Origin of the sequence: Aeromonas veronii (genome assembly GCA_041319085.1) — a bacterium.
GTDB lineage: Bacteria > Pseudomonadota > Gammaproteobacteria > Enterobacterales > Aeromonadaceae > Aeromonas > Aeromonas veronii_F.
In genome coordinates this window covers 2,660,559-2,678,281 of the sequence record CP101033.1, presented here as the reverse complement: position 1 = coordinate 2,678,281, position 17,723 = coordinate 2,660,559, and the positions used below count along the sequence as shown (strand labels likewise).

At 59.8% G+C, this 17,723-nt stretch carries 16 protein-coding genes and 1 pseudogene; 3 read left to right on the top strand and 14 right to left on the bottom strand.

Features of this window, described 5'->3' with window-relative positions; genetic code table 11:
• From NMD14_12605 to NMD14_12595, 3 genes are all read right to left on the bottom strand, one after another.
• Complete coding sequence (locus NMD14_12605) at positions 1–432, bottom strand: DNA-binding protein (GenBank protein XEI31622.1); 432 nt, start codon at positions 430–432, stop codon at positions 1–3.
• A gap of 143 nt (positions 433–575) precedes the next feature.
• Entirely contained in the window at positions 576–1,382 is an 807-nt protein-coding gene (gene xthA / locus NMD14_12600) for an exodeoxyribonuclease III (protein ID XEI31621.1), read from the bottom strand.
• A 178-nt stretch (positions 1,383–1,560) separates the two neighbouring features.
• A complete protein-coding gene (locus NMD14_12595; protein XEI31620.1) occupies positions 1,561–3,207 on the bottom strand; it encodes a response regulator in 1,647 nt (548 codons plus the stop codon).
• Between the two features lie 296 nt (positions 3,208–3,503).
• Between NMD14_12595 and NMD14_12590 the strand changes: the two genes are divergently transcribed.
• Positions 3,504–3,929, top strand: coding sequence for an Hsp20 family protein (locus tag NMD14_12590; protein ID XEI31619.1), 426 nt, complete (start codon positions 3,504–3,506; stop codon positions 3,927–3,929).
• Between the two features lie 51 nt (positions 3,930–3,980).
• On the opposite strand, the gene NMD14_12585 is transcribed toward NMD14_12590, so the two are convergent.
• The gene (locus NMD14_12585) at positions 3,981–5,042 is read right to left on the bottom strand and encodes an FAD:protein FMN transferase (protein XEI34758.1); all 1,062 of its coding nucleotides are present in this window, start codon (positions 5,040–5,042) and stop codon (positions 3,981–3,983) included.
• Positions 5,043–5,376: 334 nt separating this feature from the next.
• Here NMD14_12585 and azu point away from each other — a divergent pair, with 334 nt between their 5' ends.
• A complete protein-coding gene (azu, locus tag NMD14_12580; protein XEI31618.1) occupies positions 5,377–5,817 on the top strand; it encodes an azurin in 441 nt (146 codons plus the stop codon).
• 115 nt (positions 5,818–5,932) lie between these two features.
• On the opposite strand, the gene NMD14_12575 is transcribed toward azu, so the two are convergent.
• From NMD14_12575 to NMD14_12555, 5 genes are all read right to left on the bottom strand, one after another.
• Positions 5,933–6,490, bottom strand: a complete 558-nt coding sequence (locus tag NMD14_12575) for a HutD family protein (GenBank protein ID XEI31617.1) — start codon at positions 6,488–6,490, stop codon at positions 5,933–5,935.
• An 85-nt stretch (positions 6,491–6,575) separates the two neighbouring features.
• Positions 6,576–7,235 carry a DUF480 domain-containing protein gene (locus NMD14_12570; GenBank protein XEI31616.1) on the bottom strand — a complete coding sequence of 220 codons (660 nt, stop codon included), beginning with the start codon at positions 7,233–7,235 and terminating at the stop codon, positions 6,576–6,578.
• 138 nt (positions 7,236–7,373) lie between these two features.
• On the bottom strand, positions 7,374–9,512 hold the full coding sequence (locus tag NMD14_12565; protein ID XEI31615.1) for a diguanylate cyclase: 2,139 nt from the start codon (positions 9,510–9,512) through the stop codon (positions 7,374–7,376).
• A complete protein-coding gene (locus NMD14_12560) occupies positions 9,509–10,702 on the bottom strand; it encodes an extracellular solute-binding protein (GenBank protein XEI31614.1) in 1,194 nt (397 codons plus the stop codon). The genes NMD14_12565 and NMD14_12560 overlap by 4 nt, the downstream gene beginning before the upstream one ends.
• Positions 10,703–10,863: 161 nt before the next feature.
• Positions 10,864–11,079: a DUF465 domain-containing protein gene (locus tag NMD14_12555; protein XEI31613.1), complete on the bottom strand. Its 216-nt coding sequence runs from the start codon at positions 11,077–11,079 to the stop codon at positions 10,864–10,866.
• A gap of 355 nt (positions 11,080–11,434) precedes the next feature.
• On the opposite strand from NMD14_12555, the pseudogene NMD14_12550 reads away from it, so the two are divergent.
• A pseudogene (locus tag NMD14_12550) lies at positions 11,435–12,813 on the top strand (IS4 family transposase).
• Between the two features lie 50 nt (positions 12,814–12,863).
• On the opposite strand, the gene NMD14_12545 reads toward NMD14_12550, so the two are convergent.
• The 5 genes from NMD14_12545 to NMD14_12525 all read right to left on the bottom strand — a co-directional run bounded on the left by NMD14_12545 (position 12,864) and on the right by NMD14_12525 (position 17,671).
• The gene (locus NMD14_12545) at positions 12,864–13,475 is read right to left on the bottom strand and encodes a hypothetical protein (GenBank protein XEI31612.1); all 612 of its coding nucleotides are present in this window, start codon (positions 13,473–13,475) and stop codon (positions 12,864–12,866) included.
• On the bottom strand, positions 13,472–14,833 hold the full coding sequence (locus NMD14_12540) for an MATE family efflux transporter (protein ID XEI31611.1): 1,362 nt from the start codon (positions 14,831–14,833) through the stop codon (positions 13,472–13,474). The genes NMD14_12545 and NMD14_12540 overlap by 4 nt, the downstream gene beginning before the upstream one ends.
• Positions 14,834–14,938: 105 nt before the next feature.
• Positions 14,939–16,762, bottom strand: coding sequence for a SulP family inorganic anion transporter (locus NMD14_12535; GenBank protein ID XEI31610.1), 1,824 nt, complete (start codon positions 16,760–16,762; stop codon positions 14,939–14,941).
• Between the two features lie 71 nt (positions 16,763–16,833).
• Positions 16,834–17,424: a nucleotidyltransferase family protein gene (locus NMD14_12530; protein ID XEI31609.1), complete on the bottom strand. Its 591-nt coding sequence runs from the start codon at positions 17,422–17,424 to the stop codon at positions 16,834–16,836.
• Positions 17,411–17,671 (bottom strand): N-acetyltransferase, encoded by a 261-nt coding sequence (locus NMD14_12525; GenBank protein XEI31608.1) that lies wholly within the window; start codon positions 17,669–17,671, stop codon positions 17,411–17,413. Before NMD14_12525 ends, NMD14_12530 begins: the two co-directional genes overlap by 14 nt.
• Positions 17,672–17,723: the final 52 nt, after the last annotated feature.

Below are 17,723 nucleotides of genomic sequence, written 5' to 3'. Positions count from 1 at the left end.
TCACAAGGTTCTGGGGTTAATGAGCAGCTCTTCATAGCCGGAGTGGGGGCAGGGGGCTCGGGTGAAACGGTACGCATCCAGCTCTCCAATCACCAGCTCAAGGGTGGTGCGCACCTGGCAACCTGGCAGCACATGGCCGCCGCGCATCAACCCCTGCTCGTCAGAGAGGGAGATATGCAGGTGTTCGCACTCCGGGTCTAGGGTGCCGCCGAGGGCGATCACCTCGAAGGCCCCCTCTAGTAGAGTGCCATCGGGCTGAGCGGCATAGCGCAGATTGGCGTGGGTCAGGCTGCCGACCGCCCCGGCGATCCAGGCCGCCTGCAGGCCGTGCTGGGCCATATGCGCACGCAAGCCGGTGATCAGGTCCTCCCCCGGTAACAGGCGCAGGGCCAGAAAGCGGGCGGAGGAGAGAGGAAGGTGAATGGGGGTCACGTCAGGCACTCCTTGCTGCAAAAAGAAGGTGCCGTGAGGCACCTTGTCTGGATAGGCTGTATACGCCCTTTTATCGCTGATGGGTGTGACTTGCATCACAGTTTTCAGGCTCGCATCGGCTCATCGGTGAACTGTGCACCGCATCAGGCGAAGCAGGTCCAGATAGGGGCGTGGTCGGAGGGCTTCTCGATGCCGCGCAGCTCATAGTCGATGCCGGTCTCGGTCACGCTCTCCTTGAGGGCGTCGGAAGCCATGATGAGGTCGATACGCAGGCCGCGGTTCTCATCAAAGCCTCTGGAGCGGTAGTCAAACCAGGAGAAACGCTCGCACTCGGTGGGGTTGGCGGCGCGGAAGGTGTCGGTGAGACCGAACCCTTTCAGCCGCTCCATCCATTCGCGCTCGACGGGCAGGAAGGAGCACTTGCCATCCCGCAGCCAGCGCTTGCGGTTCGCTTCGCCGATGCCGATGTCGAGATCGGTGGGGGAGATATTCATATCCCCGATCAGCACCAGCTGGTCATCCGGGGTGTGGTTGGTCTCGAGGTAGTGCTGCAGATCCTCGTAGAACTTCTGCTTGGCCGGAAACTTGGTTTCGTGATCCTGGCTTTCACCCTGCGGGAAGTAGCCGTTCATCACTTTGATGAGAGAGCCGTCTTCGCGCTCGAAGGTGGCCATGATCATCCGGCGCTGGGCCTCTTCATCATCGGTAGGGAAGCCTTTCTCCACCTTGACCGGCTTCTGCTTGCTCATGATGGCCACCCCGTAGTGAGCCTTCTGGCCGTGAAACTCCACGTGATAGCCCATGGCTTCCACATCGGCCAGCGGGAAGGCTTCATCGTGTACCTTGATCTCCTGCAGGCCGATCACATCGGGTTGGTGCTTGTCGATGATGGCTTGCAGTTGGTGCAGACGGGCGCGCAGGCCATTGATATTGAAAGAGATGATCTTCATGTCCGGGATGCTCGTGTCATTTTTATAAGTGGCTATTGGACTAGGAATCGGCGGTGGATGCAAGTTTGGCCGCGGGCCTGCGTCAGTGGCAGGCCAGCACCCGCATGGTGAGCTGCTGATGGATATCGTTGCCGAACTGGTTTCAGCATAGGCGGGGAAAAGGGGACGTGGCGGCGTCTTAGCTGAACTGGTTGAACTCCTGACGCAGCTTGCGAAAACGCTCCTGCTGGGCCGGGTTGAGGGGGATACCGTCGAGCACGTCCAACGTGTCTTTGCATTCGGCACCAAATTCCGGGCTCTTGCGGTTTTTCTGCATCAGTTGCAGCAGCACCTGGATCTTGTTGAGAGCCGCACCGGTATTGGCGGGGGCGCGGCGCAGGGCCTCGCGGAAATGGCCGAGGGCTTGCTCCAGCTCGCCGCTCTGATAGGCCTTGATCCCCAGATCGTTGAGCTGCTGGTAGCGCTGACGTCGCTCCAGCACCGTTTTGTCATCGCGGGTTGCCTGAATGCAGGTGGTGAGCAGCCGATCTTCGTCTTCCGCCAGCAGCCCCTGCAGGCTCTCGGCATATTCGAACTCGCCGAGCTGGTAGAGGGCGAGGATGGTCTCGCCAAGCAGGGCGGGGGGCATGGTGGCCGGTTCATCGAGCCAGTTCTGATTGGCGCGATAGAGCATCTTCTTGCCCTTGAGCAACTCACCGAGCGCAATCTGCACCCGAGCCTGACAGATCTGCTCGAACACCGGGTAGTTGAACTCCGAGATCATCAGCGAATCGCGGATCCGCGACAGGGCCGAGTTGACCTGCTTTTGCAGGTTGGCAATGTGGTAGCTGTCGTTGCTGTTGAGGGCGTAGAGGGTCAGGGTCTGGATATAGGCCCCCAGATAGTGGGGAGTGCGGTGAATGGAGTTGCGCGACAGATCGATGAGGGCAAGCAGCACATCCTTGGCCTGGGCGTAGTCGTGACGCTGCAGGCACACCTCCGCCAGCCGGCGGGAGAGTTGCACCGACTGGGGGGAGATATCCACCGCCCGTCTGAGCTCCTGCTGCGCCAGCTCGTCATGGCCGAGGGCCAGCAGGGATTCCGCCAGCCAGAGGTGAGCCTCCACCATCAGCGGGGTATTTTTGAGGGTCGCCTGCAGGTGGCTGACCGCCTCTTCGTGGAGCCCCAGGGTGTTGCACGCCTTGCCCAGTGTCAGGCGGGCCCAGCTGTTCTCCTGCCCGGCCAGTAGCTGGCGCATCAAAGTGCGCGCCTCCTGCGCTTGACCCAGCTTGAGGTGGGTATCGGCCTGCAGGCAGCGGCAGTAGTTGGCAAAACGGGGCACCGCATCGGCCCGCTCGGCGCAGGCGGTAATAAGGGCTGCCAGATTGTCATCGGCCAGCGCGGTAAAGACGCTGGCCAGGGCATTGTGCCGGGCGAGGGCACGTTTGAGGCGAAACGAGAACTGCTCCTGGGAGAAGGGCTTCATCAGGTATTCGTCGGGTTCGGCTTCCAGTGCGCTCAGCACCATGGCGCGGGAGCTGTCGCCGCTCACCATGATCACCACGCTCTGGGGCGGGATCAGATCTTTGTCGCGCAGGCTTTCGAGCAACTGGCGGCCATTCTCGCCAACCCCGAGATCGTAATCGATGAGATAGATGTCGAAACTGCCCTTCTGGCAGCGGCGCCGTGCATCCTCGGCGGTATTGGAGTAGGTGATGTTGCTGATCCCCAGATTAATCAGCATCGCCTTCATCATCACCTGAAACGAGCGCTGCTCATTGACCATCAGAATGCGTTGTGGCTTGGCTGGGCTCTTTTTTTCTGGCTCTTGTTCATGTGTCTGCATCTGTCTGGGTCGAGGCGCTACGGGCTGATGAGGGAAAGTGTGCCACCAAAGCGCATGAAGTGGCAATCAATGTGCTTTTGCCGCATTGCTTTCTGTTCGCGGGTCACGTGTTTTCCGGATTTATCGGGGCCATATGGTTGATCCATATCAAATAAAGTTCAGATGGGGTGGCAGCACGCGGCGCGCTTTTTAGACTGATAGAGGAGGCCGGAGAGACGCTCCGGTCACCTGTAGACCCTATCAGGCAGGCATCAGGGCCTGCATCTGTCCATGGAACAATCAGGGAGGGAGCAAAAATGAGTCTGTTACCGAGCCGTACCAGTCTGTTCGATGACCTGTTTCGCGATATGGCGTCCGGCTTCTATATTCGTCCCCTGCACGGGGATCCGCTACCGAGCCAGATCAGGCTGGATTTGAAAGAGAGTGATGACAACTATCTGTTGCAGGCCGAGCTGCCGGGGGTCGCCAAGGAGGATATCCATGTGGATATCCATGGCAAACAGGTGACCCTGAAGGCGGAGATCCGCCAGTTTGACAGCGAGAACAAGGATGAGCGAACCCTGCGCAGTGAACGCTACTTCGGCAGTGTCTCGCGCACCTTGGAGCTGCCGGTCGAGGTGGCGCTGGACAAGGTCAGCGCCAGGTTCGAGAACGGCATCCTCACCTTGCAACTGCCCAAGCAGGTGGAAACCCCGGCACCTCATCGGGTGACCATCGAATAACCCGTCATCAATGACCCCTAATGACAAGGCCCCGTTCTCGGGGCCTTATGTTCAGGAGTGTTTTTCTGCCCGCTTCTCTGCCAGCTTTTTCGCCAAATAGGGAGCAAATTGTGGCGTGTACTCGGCCTTGAAGCCCTGTTCGGTCTTGATGATGAGATAGACCGCCAGCTGGTGCTGTCTGGCAAATTCCATCGCCTGTTCGGGGCCCATCACCATCAGGGCCGTATCGAGAGCATCGGCCTCCAGTGCGGTCGGGGTGATCACGCTGGCGGAGACCAGCTTGTGGGTGACCGGCTGCCCGGTAGCAGGGTCGATGATATGGGAGTAACGCTGGCCATCCAGCTCGTAGTAGTTGCGATAGCTGCCCGCGGTGCTGAGCGCCATGCCGTTGGGAATGACGATATCGGAGAAGGCCCCCGGCTGATCGGAGGGTTCGACGATGGCCACTTTCCATGGCGAGCCCTTGCTGTTGTTGCCCTTGCTGCGCACCGCCCCGGCCACTTCGATCAGATAGTTGTGTACCCTCTTGCTCTCGAGCAGGGCGGCGATTTCATCCGATGCCGCCCCTTCGCCAAGAGTGGAGAGGTCGAGATAGAGATCCGGGATCGTTTTTTCGAGCAGGAAGTGATCCCCCTGCGGGGTCAGGGTCAGCTTGTCGATCCCCACCTTGTGGCGGGCGGCGGCGATGGCCGCCTCATCGGGTCGCTTGACCGGGCGTTTGTCCGGGCCAAAGCCCCACAGATTGACCAGTGGCCCCACGGTCACATCCAGCTTGCCGTCGGTCAGCTTACCGGCATCAATCCCCTGCTGGACTATGATGGCCATGGCGGGCGGGATGGCAAACGGGGTATTGGCGGGCCCCTGATTGAAACGGGAGATGAGCGAGCCCGGATCGTAGGTGGAGATCTCCTTGTTCATCCTGGCCAGCAGGCTCTCTACGTCGCTTTTGAGGGCGGGCTCCCCACCGGGATAGCTATCGCTAAGGGTCACCACATAGTAGGTGCCCATGGTCTTGCCCTGAATACGGGTCTGGGCAGGCGGGGTGGGCTGGCAGCCGGCCAGCGCCAGCAGCAGGGTCAGCAGCAGACCGCGCAGGGCCGCCACGGGGGTCATCACAATCATCCGGCGCTCTCATCTGGAGAAGGTTCATATCGGGGCGATAGCTTAGCCAAGGGGCGCCCGCCGGGCGAGCCCTGATGGGCGCAATCGGAGGGAAAAGGGCAGAAAAAATTAAACAGTTTTGAACAGCGGGTCGTATCGTCCATCCGTGAGGGAGGGATTGGTGAGTACAGCACAGTCTGGTGACCTGGCCCGCAGCTTTGGCCAAAAGCCATCGCCGATTGAAGACAATTGAGTAAAATGAAGGTCGATTTATACGGCATCTTTGCGAAGCGTTAATTGCATCTGCCAAGTCGCTGCCATCCATTGCCAATCAAAGGAGAAGATGATGAAAAAGGCGATTACCCTGCTGTTTCTGAGTACCCTGGCTGCCCCCGTGCTGGCGGATGAGTGTGCACTGGTCATCGAAGGCAATGATGCCATGCAGTACAACCTCAAAGAGATGAGCGTGCCAGCCACCTGCAAGGAGGTGACGGTCACCCTGAACCACACCGGCAAGCTGCCTGCAACCGCCATGGGCCACAACTGGGTGCTGGCCAGCACCGCCGACTATCAGACCGTGGCGACTGCCGGGATGAGCGCCGGGGCCGAGAACGGCTATCTGCCCAAGGATGATCCCCGTGTGCTGGCTCACACCAAGCTGATCGGCGGCGGCGAGAGCAGCAGCGTCACCTTCAAGACCGACGGTCTGGCGGGCAAGGATCTCACCTTCTTCTGCTCCTTCCCCGGCCACTTTGCCATGATGAAGGGCTCCTTCAAGGTCAACTAAGGTTATGACCGGCATCGAGCCGGTTGCCTTAATCGCAAAAGCCGGGATTGCCCGGCTTTTTCATCTCTGCTGTTTGTGTGTGGCGTGGCATGACTGCACACCGACGACTTTCGCGCTATTTGGCCTGCAGGGTAAAGAAGGCGATGGCGGTCTTCTTCTGGCATTCGAAGTGAATGCGCTCTTCCCCGGTGACCACCAGCGTCTCGTTGATGGCCACCTCTTTGCCCTGCACGGTCAGCTGGCCGCTCAGCAGGTGGCAGAGGTAGGTCTTCTCTGGCTCAAGAGTAAGAGTAAGCGGGAAGGGGAGGTTCAGTACCCGCACGTTGGCGCTAATGCGATCCGGATGGTAGATAAGCCCGAGATCGGTCACCTCTTTTTTCAGCAGCTCGCAGTGGGTCTCTTCATCGCCGCTAAAGTGCGCGGCCTCGAAGGTGGCGTAGGGGTGACCGTTGAGCACAAAGCCTGCCCCGCTCACCGGCAGCAAAATGCGCTGATAGCCGGGGAAAGGGGAGAAGGGGCCCGCGCTCTTGATGGGGGCCGAGCTCAGTCGATAGTCAAAGTCGAGTTTGGCAAGGCTCGTCCCTTTGGGGGAGATGAGGATCTGGCTGGTGGTGCCCTGCTGGTTTTTCCAGGGCATCTTCTGGTGGTCAGACTCTTTAATCAGGGTGATCACGGGCACTTCCTCACGATGAAAAAACGCAGGGAGCCGGGGACATCAGCCCCGGCTCCCTGATAGCGATTGGCGATGGTAAAGGTGATCAGCCCTGACCATCCAGCGCGGCCAGCCGGGCTTCCATGGCGGCGAGACGGCTCTTGAGCTCGTCCACCTCCTGCTCCAGCTCGCTCAGACGGTCGGCTGCAGGGGAGGCAAAGGCCGCGGCAGGGGTGGCATCCATCATCGCCTGAATATCCACTTCGCCGCTAAACAGGTGAGCGTAGCGGGATTCGCGCTTGCCCGGCTCGCGCGGCAGCTTGACCACGTAGGGGCCACGCTCGATGAGCTGGGTCAGCACCGCATCCACCTCGGTGACATCATCAAAGCTGCACAGGCGGTTGGTACGGGAGCGCAGCTCCCCCGGGGTTTGCGGGCCGCGCAGCAGTAGTTCGCAGACAATGCCAAGCGCCTGGGCGCTGAATTTCAGCTCGCCAAACTCGGTGTTGCAGAATCTGTGCTGATAGCGGGGCACCCGGGCGTTGAAGCCGGCGGTGTTGACCACCAGCCGCTTGCGGATCAGCTCGTCCACCACGGCGCGGATATCGAGCTCGGAGAGCTCCAGCACCGGCTCGCGGTTGCTCTTCTGGTTGCAGGCGTTGACCAGTGCATTAAGGGAGAGGGGATATTGATCCGGGGTGCAGATCTCTTTTTCAATCAGACAGCCGATAACGCGGGCTTCCAGTGGGCCAAGCACTAACTCCATTTCCTACTCCCTTCCAAATCGAGACATCAAGAGCCCCTATCTTATTCATGGTCCGCGCCGCGTCTAGCGTTGCGCGCCATTTTTGCGAGCTGATCAGGGCGTTGGCGAAAGGCTCGCCAACGCCAGAGACCTCCGCTTTTATCGCTGCCCCTGATAGAAGCGCGCCTTGTCGGCATACATGGCGTCGTCCGCCACCCGACTCAGCTCCGCCAGCGGGGTCTGGTCGCTGCTGCTCCAGCCAATGGCAAAACGCAGCGGGAAGCTGTGTTCCCCATGCTGCACGGTTGCGCTCTGTTGGCTGGCCACCAGTCTGCTGGCCAGCTGCTGGCAGGCAAGGTGATCGGCTTCTGCCAGCAGGACGAATTCGTCTCCCCCCATTCTGAATATGCGCTCATTTTGTCGGCAGAGAGTGCGCAGCTGGCGAGCCATCTGGATCAGCAGGGCGTCGCCCGCCTCGTGCCCATACTGGTCGTTGGTACGCTTGAGGCCGTTAAGATCGAGCATAAAGAGGGCGAGGTGACGTTCGGGATGGCGTGCCAGCACCGCCTGATAGTGATGGAACGTCTCTTCGAACGCCTGCCGGTTAGGCAGCCCGGTGAGGTTATCGGTGCGGGCGACCCGCGCCAGCTCATCGGTGAAGAGGCGCCCCTCGATGCCCACCGCCAGCTGCTTGGCAAACAGCCGCAAGATGGCCCTGTCTTCGGACTCCAGCCCTTCTGCGCTCACCATCAGATAGCCAAACAGTGCGCCGCTCTGGCTGCCGGGCAGGGTCATGATCTTCCAGAGTGCGTTATCCCACTGGCATTCTGAGTGTTTGACCTCCTCATCCATCAGTTGGGTCAGTTTCTCCTGCAGGGCATCCCGCAAGGGGGCATCGACCCCCTGGGTCAGGGAGTAGTGGGGCTGTCCGTCGCGGTGGATCACCAGCCCCCAGCGGTGGCCGGGATAGAGTTGGGAGAGTTGCAGCAGGGCGGAGCTGGCCAGCTCGGCAATATCGATATCCAGCTGCTGGTGCAGACCGAACTGCAGCCAGGATTGCAGGATATGGCGGCTGCGCTCCTCCCGGCTCAGGGCCGAGCGCAGGGCGGTCGTTTGCGAGGCAACCTCTTGCTCCAGTTCATCGTTGAAGCCGAGCAGCCGCTGGTTGAAGGCCTCTTTTTCGCTATTGGCCTGCTGCAACTGTTCGTTCTGCTGATAGAGCGCCCGCACCTGGGCCGAGATGGTGTAGGCCATCTCCTGCAGCAGCTGGCGCACCTCGTCGTACTCCACAAAGCGCAGCGGCGCCTGCCGTTGCTGGTAGTTGCCCTTGCCATAGCTGCGCACCAGCGCGGCCAGCGAGCGCAGCGGTCGGGTGAGCCAGCGGGTGAGCCAGACGCAGCCGATGGCCACCAGCAGCAACATGACGGCGATGCTGACGGTCAGCAGTTGTTGGGATTTGTTGAGCTCGCTGACTCTGTCATTGCTGTAGCTGTAGAGGGTGATAGTGGGGGCGATCTCCTGCTCCAGCTGGGGCCAGCCGATGCGTAATGGTTGCGAGATCTGGCTTGGTTCCCGGTCGTCGATTGCATTGTTGCTATGGCGGAGGTTTTGGTAGAGGAGTGTCTCTCCCTGGGAGATCACCAGATATTCGCTCCCCTTGAGATAAGGTTCCAGCAACTGGGCCATCTGTTGCCAGGGGAATACCGCCATCACGAAGCCGGAAGGATTTTGCATCACCCCTGCGCGCTGGTGGTTGCGATAGATGGGGGCCACCAGTGCCAGACCTCGATTACGGCTCTGCTCCATGCCATCAACCAGTACCGGGTCATCAACGGGCAGCAGCAGATGCTTGCCTTGTTTCGCCTCGCGGGTCTTGCTCCAGGCCATCAGCTGCGGCATCAGGTTGCTCGACTCGAGATGGGAGGCCTGGCCATTGATGTACTCCACCACCAGTCCCTTGTCATCGATGAGGTAGGCCGAGGTCAGCAGGCTGTTGGACTTGATAAAGGTGGCCAGTGCCAGCCGGGCATGGCTGGAGAAGAGGAAGTTGTCGAGGGCCTGATGGAGCACCCGATCCTGGCTGAGCTGATTGATCTGGGTGCCGATCAGCTCGCTGCGAAAGTGGGCCTCGCGGGTTATGCTGGTGAGGGCCCGCTCCAGCTGTGACTGCTCGCTTTGGGCGATGATCTGGTGTTGGCGGATCAGCAGTACCGTGCTGGCCAGCAGTGCCGGCAACAGGGCGACGGTAAACAGGATGATGATAAGGGTCGGGCCGAGCCGAACGGTACGGTGGTTCATTGTGACTTCACCTGTCGATACTGCTGGTCGGCCAGCTGTTGCATATAGCGGGCAGTGTCGGCGGCACTGATCCCTTCTTTAAAGCGCTCGAACCCTTTATCCATCGCTTGCCAGGCAATGGACATGGCGCTGTCGGAGGGCATCGGGGCGGTGAGTGTGAACTGTTCCAGCAGCACTTTTTCCCGAGGTGTGGGGTTGTGGCTGATGGTGGCAAAGGCCTTTTGATTGACCGGCAGCAGCGCCCCCTGATGATAGATGAACTGCTGGATATCCTGACGCTGAATAAAGGCCATCAGCGCCTTGATGACGGGCAGCCGGTCCTCATCGTCCATCGCCCAACGGGAGGCGCCCATCACGTAGGCGCCGCTCATGGAGTGCATGGGGCGCGTTTGCCAGCGGGGCAGCAGGGCGACTCCCAGTTTATCCCCCATGTTTTTCACCAGATCATTGAACGCCCAGTCCCCGTTGATGAGGTAGGCGCTCTTGCCCTCATTGAAGCGGGCGAGGGCGGCATCGTAGTCGCAGTCGGGATCGATCCACTGTTCGCTGGCGACGGTGCGGTAGGCCTCCAGCGCCTGCACCATGGCCGGGGTGTCGAGGGTGATGCGCCCTTCGGTCACTGGCGAGCCGCCAAAGGTGTGCAAAAAGGCGGCGAAGTAGTACATGTCGTGATAGGGCCAGCTGACGGGGTAGACCCCCTTGGCCTTGAGGGCCGGGGTGATGGCAGCCAGTTGCTGCCATTGGGTCACCGGCGCCGAGACCTGCGCCTTGTTGTAAAACAGCATCAGATGGTTGCCCTGCATCATGGGCATGCCCCAGCGTTGCTTGTCGAGGGTGACATAACGCAGGGCGCTGGTCATCAGTGCGGGGGAAAACCACTCGGCGGGGAGAGGGGCGAGGGCCATCTGGCGGTAGAGGCCGATAAAGTCGGAGGGGATCAGCATCAGATCGGGCAGCCCCCTGGCTTGCGCGGCCAGCAGGAGATCCGCCTTGATCTTGCCCGGTTCAATCTGGGTGACCCGCACGCGGTGGTTCCCCTCCTGATTGAAGAGGGCGATCACGTCATCGATCACGTACCCGGCCTGCTGGGAGTGCCACAACTCCAGCTCCGGCTCCTGAGCCCGCAGAGGGTGGCTCAATGCGAACAGGCAAAGCAGCAAGAGATGATAAAAAGATCGTTTTCTGCTCATGTTATCACCACCCTTATACCTTGAATTCCAAAGGGAAATGTAACAAATAACCGTAAACATCGGTAGGCACGGGCGTCAACTAATTGACTGAAACAACAAAAAGCCCGGCACTTGGGCCGGGCTGGGGGATAAATTGCTTATCCTTATATTCTTCGAGGCATCTAGTGTGGATGTTGTTTGAGGATGTCGTATATCTCCTCTTTCAGTTTGAGTTTCTGTTTTTTCAGATCTCTCACCTCGGCGCTATAGTCGCTGGCGTGATGCTTTTCCAACTTTCTAATCTCCGCATCCAGGTCGTTGTGCAAGTCAAACTTCTTCTGGAAATGGACATCACTGCTCTTCAGTTTCGAGATGAGTTCTCTGTACTCTGGGAACATGTAATGGAACCTCCTTGGTTTCGTTTGATTGTGCCTGTAAGACCAAAGCTACCCCTTAGTGCCGGGGATAAATGTGATCCTGATCGGATTTGGGGGCAATCATTTGGAGTATTCGGCGGGATATTTATAACTTGTTGAATCAAAACAAAATAAGTGATTTATCAATCTTAATGGTGAGCCAAACTGTGCGGTAAGTCACAACAGGGACGGTGCTGGCGTGAGGGGACAGGATCAAAAAAGGGGCCGAGTGGCTGTCTCTTATACACAAATCCCCAAGCATCGCTTGGGGATTTTTTTGAACCTTTTCCCTTCTCCGTGATCTGACTCTTTTGCCATCCCTTATCACGGCTCTAATATGCATCTCACCCAACTCGAACAATGGGCATTCGACCAGTTTGGCCATGCCAATCTCAAGGACCCCAGACGCACTGAACGTCTCGTCAAACTCGCCACAGCCCTTGCTCAACAACCCGGAGATTGCGTGTCACAACTTCCCCTCTCACCCGCCGACATGGAAGGCTCATATCGCTTTATTCGCAACCACCATGTCAATGCCGATGCCATTGCTGATGCAGGCTTTGCCACCACCGCAGCCCTAGCCAGGGACTACGACCTGTTGCTGGCACTGGAAGATACCACGGCCCTGACCTTCAACCATGCCAGCGTCCATGATGAGCTGGGGCACACCAATCAAGGCAGTAGTCGCGCTCTGCTGGCTCACTCCGTCTTGTTGTTTGCTCCGCATAAATCGCAGGTGGTCGGCATGATTGCACAGCGTATCTGGACCCGTGATGTCAGCAAGCGGGGAGAGAGCCACCGGCATGCCACCCGGCCTTACAAGGAGAAAGAGAGTCGCAAGTGGGAGGAGGCATCCGTGGCCTTTGCCGCCCGTCTCGGCACTCAGATGGCCAACGTTATCTCGGTCTGTGACCGGGAAGCGGATATCTACGAATATCTGCATTACAAGCAGAGCAACCAACAACGCTTTGTGGTGCGCTCGATGCAAAGTCGCTGTATCGAAGAGCATGACCACAAGCTCTACGACTATGCCCGGCAGTGCCACTCTGCCGGCACCAAGGTCGTCAAAATACCGCAGCGGGGCGGCAGAAAAGCCAGAGAGGCCGTGCTCGACATCAAGTTTACCAAAGTCACCCTAAAGGCTCCGGCCAACAAGCGTAACGAGCCGGATATCCCGCTCTACTACGTGGGATGCATTGAGCAGGGCGATGCCTCTGACCGGCTGGAGTGGCACCTGCTGACTAGTGAAGCCGTGACCGACGATGCACAGGCCCGCAAGGTTATCGGCTATTACGAGCGGCGCTGGCTTATCGAGGATTATCACAAGGTCTGGAAGAGTGCCGGCACTCGGGTAGAAACCTTAAGGATGCAGAGCATGGATAACCTGAAGCGGATGTGCGTCATCTTGTCGTTTATCGCGGTGCGTCTGTTGCAATTGAGGTTTATCAACGAGGAGTCATCGGCACAGAATCAAAGCTGCGAAACGGTGATAGGCCCGACGGGGTGGAAGCTGCTTTGGCGAAAGGTAGAGAAAACGCCGTTGCCAACCAAGGTGCCGGATATGAGATGGGCGTACCGGAGCCTGGCCAAGCTGGGGGCTGGAAGGACACTAAACGAACGGGGCGGGCTTCAATAGCGGCATTATGGGAGGGCTGGTTTCGACTCCAGACCCTCCTGGAAGGCTACGAACTGGCGCAGTCTCTTGAGCACCAATAGTTGTGATCAAGAGACAGCCGAGTGGCCCCTTTTTATGGATGCAGGCGATGTTACTCTTTCTCTTCGTCCGCCTGCTCTTTTTTCTTTTTCTTCTCCGGCAGCGGCTTGCCGTCGCGATGGATCACCTTGCCCGCTTCAAAGCCAATCTGGGCAGCCAGCTCCTCCAGATCCGCCGACTTGGCCTGATCCCCGATGGCATAGCGATAGTTGGCGATGGAGAGCTTGTCAGCCACCGGCGTGCCGGGGACGATTGGCTCACGCCAGCCCTGGCCGATGTGGGCCACCAGGGTGCCGTTCATCAGCAGCTCACCGACTATCTCCTGGGTCGGATTGCCCTTGCCGTAGGTGAGACCCTGCGGGTGCTTCTTGCCGACCAGCGGCTCGTTGCTGGCGGGGATCAGCTTGGTGCGGATCAGCCACTTGGGCTTCTTGGTGTTGCCTACCGCCTTGCCGGTCTGGTACTCGTTGATCTTGATGGTCTTGATCATCTGGGCCATGAAGTCCTTGGTCAGCGCCTTCTGGGCGTCGCTGGTTTCATCGATGGCGATGGGGGCCACATACCAGGTCTGGGTGGCTTGAGCCTTGGGAGCGGCAGGGGCCGTTTGCGCCATGGCCAGGGGGCTGAGCAGGATGGCAGCCAGCAAGAGTCCTATCTTCTTCATTGTGATTCCGCTTTTGTTTCAACAAGAATTTTGTTTTGCCAGCGACGACTGCGCCAGCGCCAGAACATGGCCAGACCGCGCACCCACTCGTCGCAGGCCAGCGCCAGCCAGATACCGACCAGTCCATAACCCTGCATGATACCGAGGAAATAGGAGAGTGGCACGGCAATTCCCCACATGGAGAGCAACGCCATGTAGAGGGGGAAACGGGCATCCCCGGTGGCCCGCAGGGCGTTGATCACCACCAGATTGAAGGTGCGGCCGGGCTCGAGGATGAGGCTGATAAGAAACAGCTGCGCCACCTGGGTGATGATATCGGCATCATCGGTGAACAGGCTGATGATGGTGCGGCCATTGAGCGCTGCCGCGATGGCGATCACTGTGGTGACGATGAGGCCCAGCTTCAGGCTCTTCATCAGCTGCTTGTAGGCCTGTTCGAAACGCCGCGCCCCCGCCAGATGGCCGATGATAATTTCGTTGCCAAGGCCGATGGAGAGGCCAAACAGCAGGATAAACAGGCAGATCTGGAAGAAGTAGGATTGGGTCGCCAGCGCCTTGTCACCCAGCAGTCCGACAAAGGCGGTCACCACCATAAACTGCAGCATCCAGGAGAGGTTCTCCCCCGCCGCAGGCAGGCCGATATGGAGCACCTTGCCCAGCATCTCCCGGTTGGGGTGGACGATATCGCGCACCACCAGTCGAATGCCGGTCTTGCGGGCTACCAGCCACACCAGCAGCACCACGCCCACCAGTCGACCAGCCACTGTGCTGATGGCGACACCGGCAACGCCAAGCTGGGGCAGGCCGAACCAGCCGTAGAGCAGCAGCAGGTTGCCGACGAAGGTGATGAGGTTGACGATCAGGGTCACATACATCGCCTGACGGGTGTGGCCGTGAGCGCGCAGGGTCGCCGCCAGACAGAGGGCTGCCGCTTCCGGCAACAGGCACAGACCGATGATCTGCAAGTAAAGCGTGCCGTCGCTCATCAAGTTGGCGGGCAGGTTCATCAGCGCCAGCATGGTGCTGGCCCCCGCCATCACGCCGATGGCGGCCACCAGACCGATCAGCAGGTTGAACCCGATGGCGGTGTGGATCACCACCCGGCTCTTCTCCCGATCGCCCGCCCCCAGATACTGGGTGATCACCACGCTGGTACCTATGCTGACGAAGCTGAACAATGTGATGGCGAGATCGAACACCTGATTGCCGACCGCCAGTGCCGCTACCCCCTGATAGGAGACGTGACCCACCATGAAGGTGTTGAGGGCGCCGGTCAGAAAGTGCAGGGCGAGATCGATAAACAGCGGCCAGGTCAGCGCAAAGAGCGTGCCCGGACCGGTGTGGGATTGAGATTGCATGGCATGTCCAACAGCTGGGAGGGCACGGGGGAGTGCCCTCTGGGGGCGCATTTAACACCAAGGTAAAGGCCGGTGCAATCCTTAGGGGATTGCCCGGCCAGGGGATCAGGCTGGCGTGGCACCCGCCTCCTGTTCGCTTGGCAGGGTGAGGCGCGCCGAGTCGGGCAGGGCATCATCTTGCGGCCAATTTGAGCGGATAGCATCTGTGGTGCTTTCCACCACCTCGTCATCCCGGAACACCGGCTCGCGGTAGCAGCGGGTCATACGCAGCGCCTGATACATATCGGGGCAGAGGATGATCCCCTCATCGCCCACCCGCACGCCCGCCTGTTTGAGCCAGTGGGTCATCTGGCCGTGGCGACCCGCCATCACCATATGGATGCCGCGCCGTTTCAGCTCCTTGTGCAGCTCCCCCACCATGCTCATCACGCTGATGTCCTGATGGGTGAAGCAGGCCACCGCATCCACCACCAGACACTTGGGATTGTGGGGATCCTGCACCAGCAGGGCCAGCACCCGTCGCTTGAAGTAGGGGGCGTTGAAGTAGGTCAGCGGCGAGTTGAAGCGATAGACCAGAATGCCCGGGATCGCCTTGGCCTGTTCGTTGTCTCCCAGGGTGCGCACCACCCCCTCGTCATCCATGCCGAGCAGCTGGTCGGTAGGACGCATCACATTGCGCAGGAACTGGAACAGCCCCAGCAGCACGGCGAGGGTGATCCCGGGGATCACCCCCATGGTGAGCACGCTGATAAAGGTGACCAGCGCCAGCCAGAAGGCGGAGCGATCGGAGTGGCGCAGGGCCCAGAGGCCACGAAAATCGGTGAGCGACAGGGAGGCCATCACCAGCACCACCCCGAGGGCGGCGGTGGGAATATATTTGAGCGGTGCCGTCAGATAGAAGGTGATGAGGGCGATCACCGCCGCAGCGATGATGGAGACCAGCTGGCTCTTGCCGCCGTTGGCGTCGTTGACCGCGGTACGGGAATCCGCGCCGCTGATGGCAAAACCCTGTGAGACCGCGGAGGCGAGGTTGGCCATACCGAGGGCCCGAAACTCCTTGTCCGCGTCTATCTCGTAACCGTTTTTGGCGGCAAAGCTGCGGGCAGTCAGCATCATGGAGACGAAGCTCACCATGGCGAGGTTAAGGGCGGGCAGCACCAGCTCCCGCATCAGACCGGGAGGAAATTCCGGCATCTGGAACGCGGGCAGGCCGGAACCCACGGCCCCCAGGGTGGCGATATCAAACTGGCCCAGATTGAAGCCCCACACCAGCGCAGCGGTCACCACCATGGCCACCATGGAGGAGGGCCATGCCGGTTTGTAGCGTTTGGCCAGCAGCAGGGTAAGCAGGGCCACCAGACTCATGGCCAGGGTCGGCAGATGGGTCTGGGTAATATAGGTAGCCCCGCTGGCGATCCGCTCGATGAGGTAACGTTCGCTGAAGGTGAAGCCGAAAATCTTGGAGAGCTGGCCCACCATGATGGTGATGGCCACACCATTGAGCAGCCCCATCAGGATCGGGCGGGAGAGAAAGTCCGCCAGCACCCCCAGCTTGAAGCGGCTGGCAATCAGGCACCAGAAGCCGGTCATGGCGGTCATGGTCATCACCAGCTGCCAGTGACGGGTGGGGTCGCCTGCGGCCAGCGGCGTCACCACGGCGGCGATGACCGCGCAGGTGGCGGCATCGGGGCCGACAATCAGCTGGCGGGAGGTGCCAAACAGGGCGTAGACCAGCATGGGCAGGATGCAGGAGTAGAGGCCGACGATAGCGCCCACCCCGGCGAGTTCGGCATAGGCGATGGCGACGGGCAGCGCCACGGCCGCCACCGAGAGTCCGGCGCGAAGGTCTGGCATCAACCAGGCGCGCTGGTATTGCAGCAGGGCGGCGAGGCCCGGTAGCCAGCGTTCGAGAGAGAAGAAGTCGCGCATTATTTAACCCATTGAGTTACAACCAGCTTTTCCCCTAGTGTGCCCAAGGTTATCGAAAGATTGCAATCAGGTTATGGCCAGTTTACCTGAAGGTCAGGCCAGATAGCTTGCCAGCGTTTCGCCTTGATGCGCTGGGTAAAAATCTGTTTGTCCTGGCGACATCTGGGGTTGGCACTCACTTGCAGCGACCAGTTGATGGCAAAGCCGTAGGGAGCTAGCCACTCGAACTCGCCATTCTGGTTCAGGCGCACGCCGATGCAGGTGGGCACTTCGACCCAGTGGCTCAGCGCCTCCAGACTGCTGGCAAACGGCGCTACCAGCTGGCGCGTGTGCATGCGGGCCTGATTGCGCACCTCCCACTGCTGGCCGGGCAGCCGTGTGGCGAGCCAGGCTTCGTGCTCTGCTTCGGCCAGCCCTTGCGGATCGTGTTTATCGAGATAGATAAGGTCGATATCGTTGAGCGTGGTAGGCTCGGTCTTGTGATGCAGGTGATCCCAGATGAGATTGCGGATAAAACCGGCCCCCAGCGCCCAGTCGGGCAGATTGAGCTCGGCGGCGGCTTGCAGGCAGGCCATCCGCTCGGGATCGGCCCGCAGCAGGGCTTCTGTTTTGGCTTGGAATTGCTGTTCGAAGGCGGTGTTCAGCGATTCAGTTGTTGGCATTGCGGCGTAACCAGACATCAATGTAACGGCAGCTCGGCACTATAGTGAGCCCCTCCACCTGAGTCCAGTTGAAGAAGGCGCGCGCCAGCTGATCGGCAATCCCCTGCACCCGCAGCTCGGGGGGCACGAAGGTGCTGTAGGCGTCGATGGTCTTGGCATCGAGCCGCCGGTAGCGCAGTCTCGACTCTTTCCCCTCCACCATACAGATAAACTGCTGCTGGTTGGCCTGATGGATGATGTCGCTCATGGTGGGTACCTCTGGCATAAAGTTGGGTCTCTCGGCACAACATAACTGTTAG